Origin of the sequence: Streptomyces calidiresistens (genome assembly GCF_014141525.1) — a bacterium.
Lineage (GTDB): Bacteria > Actinomycetota > Actinomycetes > Streptomycetales > Streptomycetaceae > Streptomyces > Streptomyces calidiresistens.
Genome location: NZ_VKHS01000240.1, coordinates 1 through 6741, shown reverse-complemented (window position 1 = coordinate 6741; position 6741 = coordinate 1). Strand labels below are relative to the sequence as shown.

General features: G+C 71.4%; 5 protein-coding genes and 1 pseudogene. All 6 read right to left on the bottom strand.

The window, feature by feature from the left end; translation table 11 throughout:
* The coding region (locus tag FOE67_RS12120) for a hypothetical protein (RefSeq protein ID WP_182663446.1) at positions 1-2063 on the bottom strand (2063 nt) is incomplete at its 3' end.
* Entirely contained in the window at positions 2060-3568 is a 1509-nt protein-coding gene (locus tag FOE67_RS12115) for an SDR family NAD(P)-dependent oxidoreductase (RefSeq protein WP_182663448.1), read from the bottom strand. The genes FOE67_RS12120 and FOE67_RS12115, both read right to left, overlap by 4 nt.
* A gap of 320 nt (positions 3569-3888) precedes the next feature.
* A complete protein-coding gene (obgE, locus tag FOE67_RS12110; RefSeq protein WP_182663444.1) occupies positions 3889-5331 on the bottom strand; it encodes a GTPase ObgE in 1443 nt (480 codons plus the stop codon).
* A gap of 142 nt (positions 5332-5473) precedes the next feature.
* Positions 5474-5731 carry a 50S ribosomal protein L27 gene (gene rpmA / locus FOE67_RS12105; RefSeq protein ID WP_182663442.1) on the bottom strand — a complete coding sequence of 86 codons (258 nt, stop codon included), beginning with the start codon at positions 5729-5731 and terminating at the stop codon, positions 5474-5476.
* 14 nt (positions 5732-5745) lie between these two features.
* The gene (gene rplU, locus FOE67_RS12100) at positions 5746-6069 is read right to left on the bottom strand and encodes a 50S ribosomal protein L21 (protein ID WP_182663440.1); all 324 of its coding nucleotides are present in this window, start codon (positions 6067-6069) and stop codon (positions 5746-5748) included.
* A 242-nt stretch (positions 6070-6311) separates the two neighbouring features.
* Positions 6312-6741: pseudogene (locus FOE67_RS12095) on the bottom strand (Rne/Rng family ribonuclease); the annotation flags it as partial.

Below are 6741 nucleotides of genomic sequence, written 5' to 3'. Positions count from 1 at the left end.
GGTGCGGGGGCCGTGGTCGGCGGGGTCGCCTGGGCGGGAATCCGGATCACGCCGTTGTTCCGGGCCTCGGCCCGGGCCGTCAGGTCGTCGATCGCCGCCTGGAAACGCTCCGGGGAGGTGGGGCGGTCGGGACCCAGCAGGTACTCCTTGAGTTCCACCCGCTCCTCCGCCAGGGTGTCGGCGGCCGGGTCGTGCACCGCGGCCAGCAGCTCGGTGAGCCCTTCGGCCGTGTTGTCCAGGATGACGGCGGCCCGAACAGCGGTGTTCTGCCGACGGAACTCCTCCGCCCCCAGGCCGGCGGAGTCGGTGACGGCATAGGGCTTGCCGCTGGCGACGAAGTCCGACACCACGCTGGAGATGTCCGAGACCAGGGCGGCGCTCTCGTTGAAACAGTCGAACAACAGCGGGGCGGGCCCGGTGACGACCCGGTGCTCCCACCAACCGAAGGAGCGCCAGAAGGCCTCGTTCCACTCCGCGCGCAGGGCCGTCTCCTCCGCCGCTCGGCCGGGGGGCGTGAGGGCGTCGCGGGAGACGGAGGCGTCGTCCCAGGAACCCAGCTCGTCGGACTCCGTGTCCGCGGCACGCCGCTTGTCGATCTCCCGCAGCATCTGGAGGGCGCGGGCGCGTTCGGCGGCGGTCCGCTCGGACTCGGCCGCCCACCGCGGGTCGGCGGCCCGATCGGCGGCGGCCTTCTCGATCAGGGCACGGATCCGCTGGTCGGCGGCCCGGGCGGCGGGACTGCGCATGCCGGTGAAGGGGTGCGGCTTGTAGAGCACGCGGACCGGGACGGGGGACTCGATCAGACGACGGACGATGTTCTCGCCGGCGAGGATCAGCGAGGTGTTGCCCGGGTCGTCGGTCCAGCCCTCCCAGGTGGGGGCGTACAGGATGGTGGGGATGCGCCCCTCGACGGGCTTCCCGGCCGGACGGATGGGCGCCAACTGGGGGCGTCCCACCTCGACGATGTCCTCGTCCCGCACCCCGACATCGGCCAGGGCGTAGCGGTCCCGACCGGCCCGGCCGGCGGTCCACACCTCGTCGTATGCCTTGGTGTAGGGATTGATGCTGGCGAGCTTGTCGCTGTCGCCGTGGCCGATGAAGACGTGCTTCATGGTCGGCACCCGCAGCAGGTGCAGGTTCTTGCCCACGTTGGCCGGGTAGAGGCCGACCCGCAGCATGGACAGGTCCAGGTTCATCAGGTCCACCGCGCTGGGGACGCACAGCACCGGCAGGGTGGTGGTGGACAGCTGGGGCAGGATGTTGCGCTCGCGCAGGATGACCACGGCCTTCGCGTCGAGGCGCTCGACGGTCTCGAGCCACATGTTGACCTGGTAGGCGCTGTCCTGGGAACCGGAGAAGTACAGGGCCACCGTCGGCTGGTGGGTGCGCAGCCAGCCGTCGAACCAGTCGAGCGTGTGCTCGGGGGACGGGGGAAGCTTCCCGGCCCGCAGGTACGGCAGGAGTGCCAGCAGGTAGAGGAGTGCGGCGAGGGTCGTGACGGCGGCGCCGATGAGGGCGTGTTCGATCGTGCCGGTGACGGCGGCGGTCAGGACCGCCGCGAAGAGGGGGAGTTCCAGATGGAGCATCTTCTCCGTCGCCCGGTGGGTGAGGCCGCGGGGTGCGCCGTCGGGGACCGGAAGCGTGGAGAGGTCGATGTTGCGGGTGGCGACGGGAAGTCGGCGGCGTCGGCGCAGCATCATGACCAGGCCGGTGTGGGGGGCCTGGAAGGCGTGGAAGAGGACGAAGCCGGCGACGGCGACGGTGAGGAGGGCCGGCTCCGCGAGGTCCGCGCGGACCAGGAGCAGGAGCAGGAGGAGTTCGCGGAGCAGGAAGCGAATCGTCAGGCCGGCCCGGGCCCGGCCGAGCCGACCGATCAGGGGTGCTCGACGGCGGTGCAGCACGTGGTCGGTCAGCAGGGAGACCCCGGCCGCGCCGGCGAAGAGCGGCAGGTTGCCGATCAGCGCGCCGAGGAGCATGCCCGGGTAGGAGAGGAAGAGCAGGGTCGCGGTCGCGCTCTCCCCGGCCGTGGTAGTGCCGAGGACTCGTTGGAGCAGGGCCTTCATGCGAGGTCCTCCGCGGCGGCTCCGGCGTCCAGGGCGGCGGCGAGGGCGTGCTCGAAGGTTCCGGCGGCGCCGGCCCCGGCGGTGGGGTCCTGGCGACGGACGTCGATCACGTGGCCGGTGAGGTCGGAGAGAAGAACGTCCAGGGAGGTGTGGGCGACCGCTTCCGAGGAAAGAAGGGTATTCGGTGGTTCCTGCCCGAAGGCCTTGGTACGCATGGGAGTGGCGGTGCGTTCGGGGTTGACGCAGTTGACGCGGATCCCGTCGGCGGCCCATTCGTCGGCCAGCGCCTGGGTGAGGTTGACCATGGCGGCCTTGGTGGAGGAGTAGAGGCTGTACTCCGCCCGGCCCCGGGTGTAGCTGCTGGAGGTGTAGAGGAGGAGCTGGCCGCCCGTCTCGGCGAGGTACTTGTGGGCGGCCCGGGCTATGTGCACCGGCGCCAGGTAGTTGACCTTCATCGCCTCCTCGATGGTGGCGTTGTCGGTCTCGGCGAGTTTGCCGATCCGCAGGACCCCCGCGGTGTTGACGACGTAGTCGATGCGGCCGGTGTCGGCGTAGGCGCGGGAGAGGGCGTCGTCGATGTCCTGCGGGTTCTCCACGTGGGTGCCGGTGGTGGAGCGGCCCAGGGCGTGCACGGTGGCGCCGTACCTCCCGGCGAGTTCGGCGATGTCCTTGCCGATGCCGTAGGAGCCGCCGAAGACGACGACGGTGCGGCCGGTGAGCGCCTCGCGGTAGGCGGCCTCGTCGGCGGGCGAGGGGGCGGCGGTGGAGGCCAGTTGGAAGAGCTTGTCGGCGATGTAGACGTCGACGGGCTGGGTGACCTTCATGTTCCACTCGTCGCCCATGACCACGTGGATCGGGACGTCGGGCAGGTACTTCAGGACCACGGTGCAGTCGTCGGTGGCGGCGAAGTGGGGGTCGCCGGCGGCCAGTTCGTAGGCGCGGCGGATGGTGGAGAGCTTGAAGGCCTGCGGGGTCTGGCCGCGACGCAGGCGGGAGCGGTCGGGGACGTCGGTGATGAACTCGCCGTCCTCGCCGTGCCGGCGGGTGACGATGATGGTGTCGGCGGAGGGGATGGCCACGTCGACGGCGCTGTAGCGGTCCAGGGCGGTGACGCAGTCGGCGATGACGCGCTGGGAGAGCAGGGGGCGGACGGCGTCGTGGAACAGGACGTTGCGGTCCTCCCCCTCGGCCAGGCCCTCGCCGAGGGCGGCGATGGCGCGCTCGGTGGTCTCGTTGCGGGTGGCGCCGCCCTCCAGGACCCGGGTCACCTTGGTGAACCCGGCCTTCGCCACGATCTTCTCCACGTCGGGGACGTATCCCGGGGCCATGAGGACGAGGATGTCGTCGATCCCCTCGGCCTCCTCGAAGACCGCGAGGGTGTGCTCGATCACGGCCCGGCCGGCGATCTTGATGAGCTGCTTCGGTATGGACAGGCCGACTCGCTGACCCGTGCCGCCCGCCAGGACCACCGCGGTGGTCCGGGGGCGCGTCCCCGTGCTGTGGATGGACAAAACCGCTCCCGCCGGTCCGTTCTGATGAATACGCCGTATGCACGTAGAGGAGTGCACGCAAACAGAAGGGTAACCCTCGTGGAAAGGTGACTCATACGTGAGATGAACCGTTGTGGACTGTTACGCGGTTGTGACGCGCACAGATGAACGGCGCGTGTCCGTCGGGTTGATTTTCCGACGGGCACGCGCCGCGCGAACCGGTCCGATCGGCGGGAGAGCGGCCGACATCCGGTGAGGAAACGGTGTTTCGGGAGGAATCGCCGGCACCGCGGGGGCGGTCCGGTGCCGGCGTTCGGGAGAAGCTCGGGGGAAGCTCAGGAGAAGGGGTCGAAGTCCTCGTACTCCCGACGGATGGACTCGTCCCGCTCCGCCTCCCGGTCGCGCCGGCGCTGGGCGGCGGGCCGGATCGGGTCCAGCCGGTGATCCTCGCCACGTCGGCCGAGCATCTCGGCGCCGGCGGTGACCGAGGGCTCCCAGTCGAAGACGACGGCGTTCTCCTCCTCGCCGATCGCCACCCCGTCGCCCTCCCGGGCGCCCAGGCGCACCAGCTCGCTCTCCACCCCGAGGCGGTTGAGGCGGTCCGCCAGGTAGCCGACGGCCTCGTCGTTGCTGAAGTCGGTCTGGCGCACCCAGCGCTCGGGCTTCTCGCCGCGCACCCGGAACAGTCCCTCGCCCTCGGGCGTGACGGTGAAGCCGCTGTCGTCCACCGCGCCGGGGCGGATGACGACGCGGGTGGCCTCCTGCTTCGGCCGGGCCGCGCGGGCGGCGGCGACCAACTCGGCGAGGGCGTAGGAGAGTTCGCGCAGTCCCTTGCGGGAGACCGCCGAGACGTCGATGACCCGCAGTCCGCGCGCCTCCAGCTCGGGGCGGATGATGTCGGCGAGGTCCTGGCCGTCGGGGATGTCGGTCTTGTTCAGGGCCACGAGCCGGGGGCGGTCGCGCAGGCCGCCGTAGGCGTCGAGTTCGGCCTCGATGACGTCCAGGTCGCTGAGCGGGTCGCGGTCGTTCTCCAGCGTCGCGCAGTCCAGTACGTGCACCAGGACCGAGCAGCGTTCGACGTGCCGCAGGAACTCCAGGCCCAGGCCGCGCCCCTCGCTGGCGCCGGGGATCAGGCCCGGCACGTCGGCGATGGTGTAGACGGTGTCCCCGGCGGTGACGACGCCCAGGTTGGGCACCAGCGTGGTGAAGGGGTAGTCGGCGATCTTCGGCTTGGCGGCGGAGAGCACCGAGATCAGGGAGGACTTGCCGGCGCTGGGGTAGCCGACGAGCGCCACGTCCGCGACGGTCTTCAGCTCCAGGACGATGTCCCGGGCCTCGCCGGGCTCGCCGAGGAGGGCGAAGCCGGGGGCCTTGCGCCGGGGGGAGGCCAGGGCGGCGTTGCCCAGTCCGCCGCGACCGCCGCGCGCGGCGACGAAGGAGGTGCCCTCCCCCACCAGGTCGGCGACGACCTCGCCCTTCCCGTTCAGCACCACGGTGCCGTCGGGGACGGGCAGCACGAGGTCCACCCCGTCCTTGCCGGTGCGGTTGTCGCCCTCGCCGGGCTTGCCGCTGGTGGCCCGGCGGTGCGGGCGGTGGTGGTATTCCAGCAGCGTGGTGACGTCGCGGTCCACGGTGAGGATCACGTCACCGCCGCGTCCGCCGTTGCCGCCGTCGGGTCCGCCGAGGGGCTTGAACTTCTCGCGGTGCACGGAGGCGCAGCCGTGCCCCCCGTTGCCCGCGGCGACGTGCAGTTCGACGCGGTCGACGAAGGTGGTCATGGGGTGGCCTCCGATGTGCGGGGGTGGTTCACGGTTCTCTCACCAACACGGGTAACACGCCGAGGGCGGATGCGCTCGCGCATCCGCCCTCGGTGGGGTTCGGTCGTCCGGTGCCGGACGAGCAGGCCGCGGGGGCGTGCTCTCAGGCGGCTGCCGGAACGATCTTGATGACCTTGCGGTCGCGGTGACGGCCGAACTCGACCACACCGGCCTGCAGGGCGAACAGGGTGTCGTCGCCGCCGCGACCCACACCCGCGCCGGGGTGGAAGTGGGTGCCGCGCTGGCGGACGAGGATCTCACCGGCGTTGACGGTCTGGCCGCCGAAGCGCTTGACGCCGAGGTACTGCGGGTTGGAGTCGCGGCCGTTCCGGGTGGACGACGCGCCCTTCTTGTGTGCCATCTTCGCTCAGTCCCTTACTTCGCGGCCGGGGCGGGGATCTCGGTGACCTTCAGCCGGGTGTTCAGCTGACGGTGACCCATCCGCCGACGGTAACCCGTCTTGTTCTTGAACTTCTGGATCCGGATCTTCTCGCCCTTGTGGTGCTCGACGACCTCGGCCTGCACCTTGACGCCGGCCAGGACCCACGGGTCACTGGTGACGCTGTCGCCGTCCACCACCAGCAGGGTGGAGAGCTCGACGGTGTCGCCGACCTTGCCGGTGGAGATGCGGTCAACCTCGATGATGTCGCCGACAGCCACCTTCTGCTGGCGGCCACCGGTGCGCACGATCGCGTACACGCGGAACTCTCTCTCGTTCGATACGGAGCCCTCGATGCCAGACGGGCCCGCGGAAGCGGCGCGTGACGCGCCGTGCCGTCGGGGGGATCCCGCCCTCTCCCGGCCCGGCCGGGAGGAAGTCGCTCGGGAGCGTGGCGTGCGAAGTCGACACGCCGACGGTCAAGGATACGGAGATCGCGAGGAGGCGGTCAAATCGCCCCCGGTTCCCGGGCCCGCCGATCGGGCGGGCCCGGGAACCGCGCTCACTCCTCGGTGGAGGCGGTCACGGTGCCGGTGGAGGAGTGCTCGGCCGCGGCGGTGCCGGAACTCTTCTTGGCGGCGGTCTTCTTCGTGGTCGCCTTGGCGGTCGTCTTCTTCGTCGCCGCCTTGCGGGTGGTGCCGGTCTTCTTGGCGGCGGTCTTCTTCGCGGCGGTCTTCTTGGCCGTGGCCTTCGTCGCCGCCTTCTTGGTGGCGGTCTTCCGGCCGGTGGCCTTCTTCGCCGCGGGGGCCCCGTCGTCCGACCCGGCACCCGTCCCGGAGGTGTCGCCCTCCCCGGTGGGGGTCTCCCCGGCGGGGGCCTCGGCGCCCTCCGCGGGCCCGGCGGTGCCCGCCTCCACCACGACCACGGCGGTCCCGTCGTCGGCCGCGGTGGGCGACCCGGTGGGGGCGGAGGCACGCCGCACGGCGCGGCGA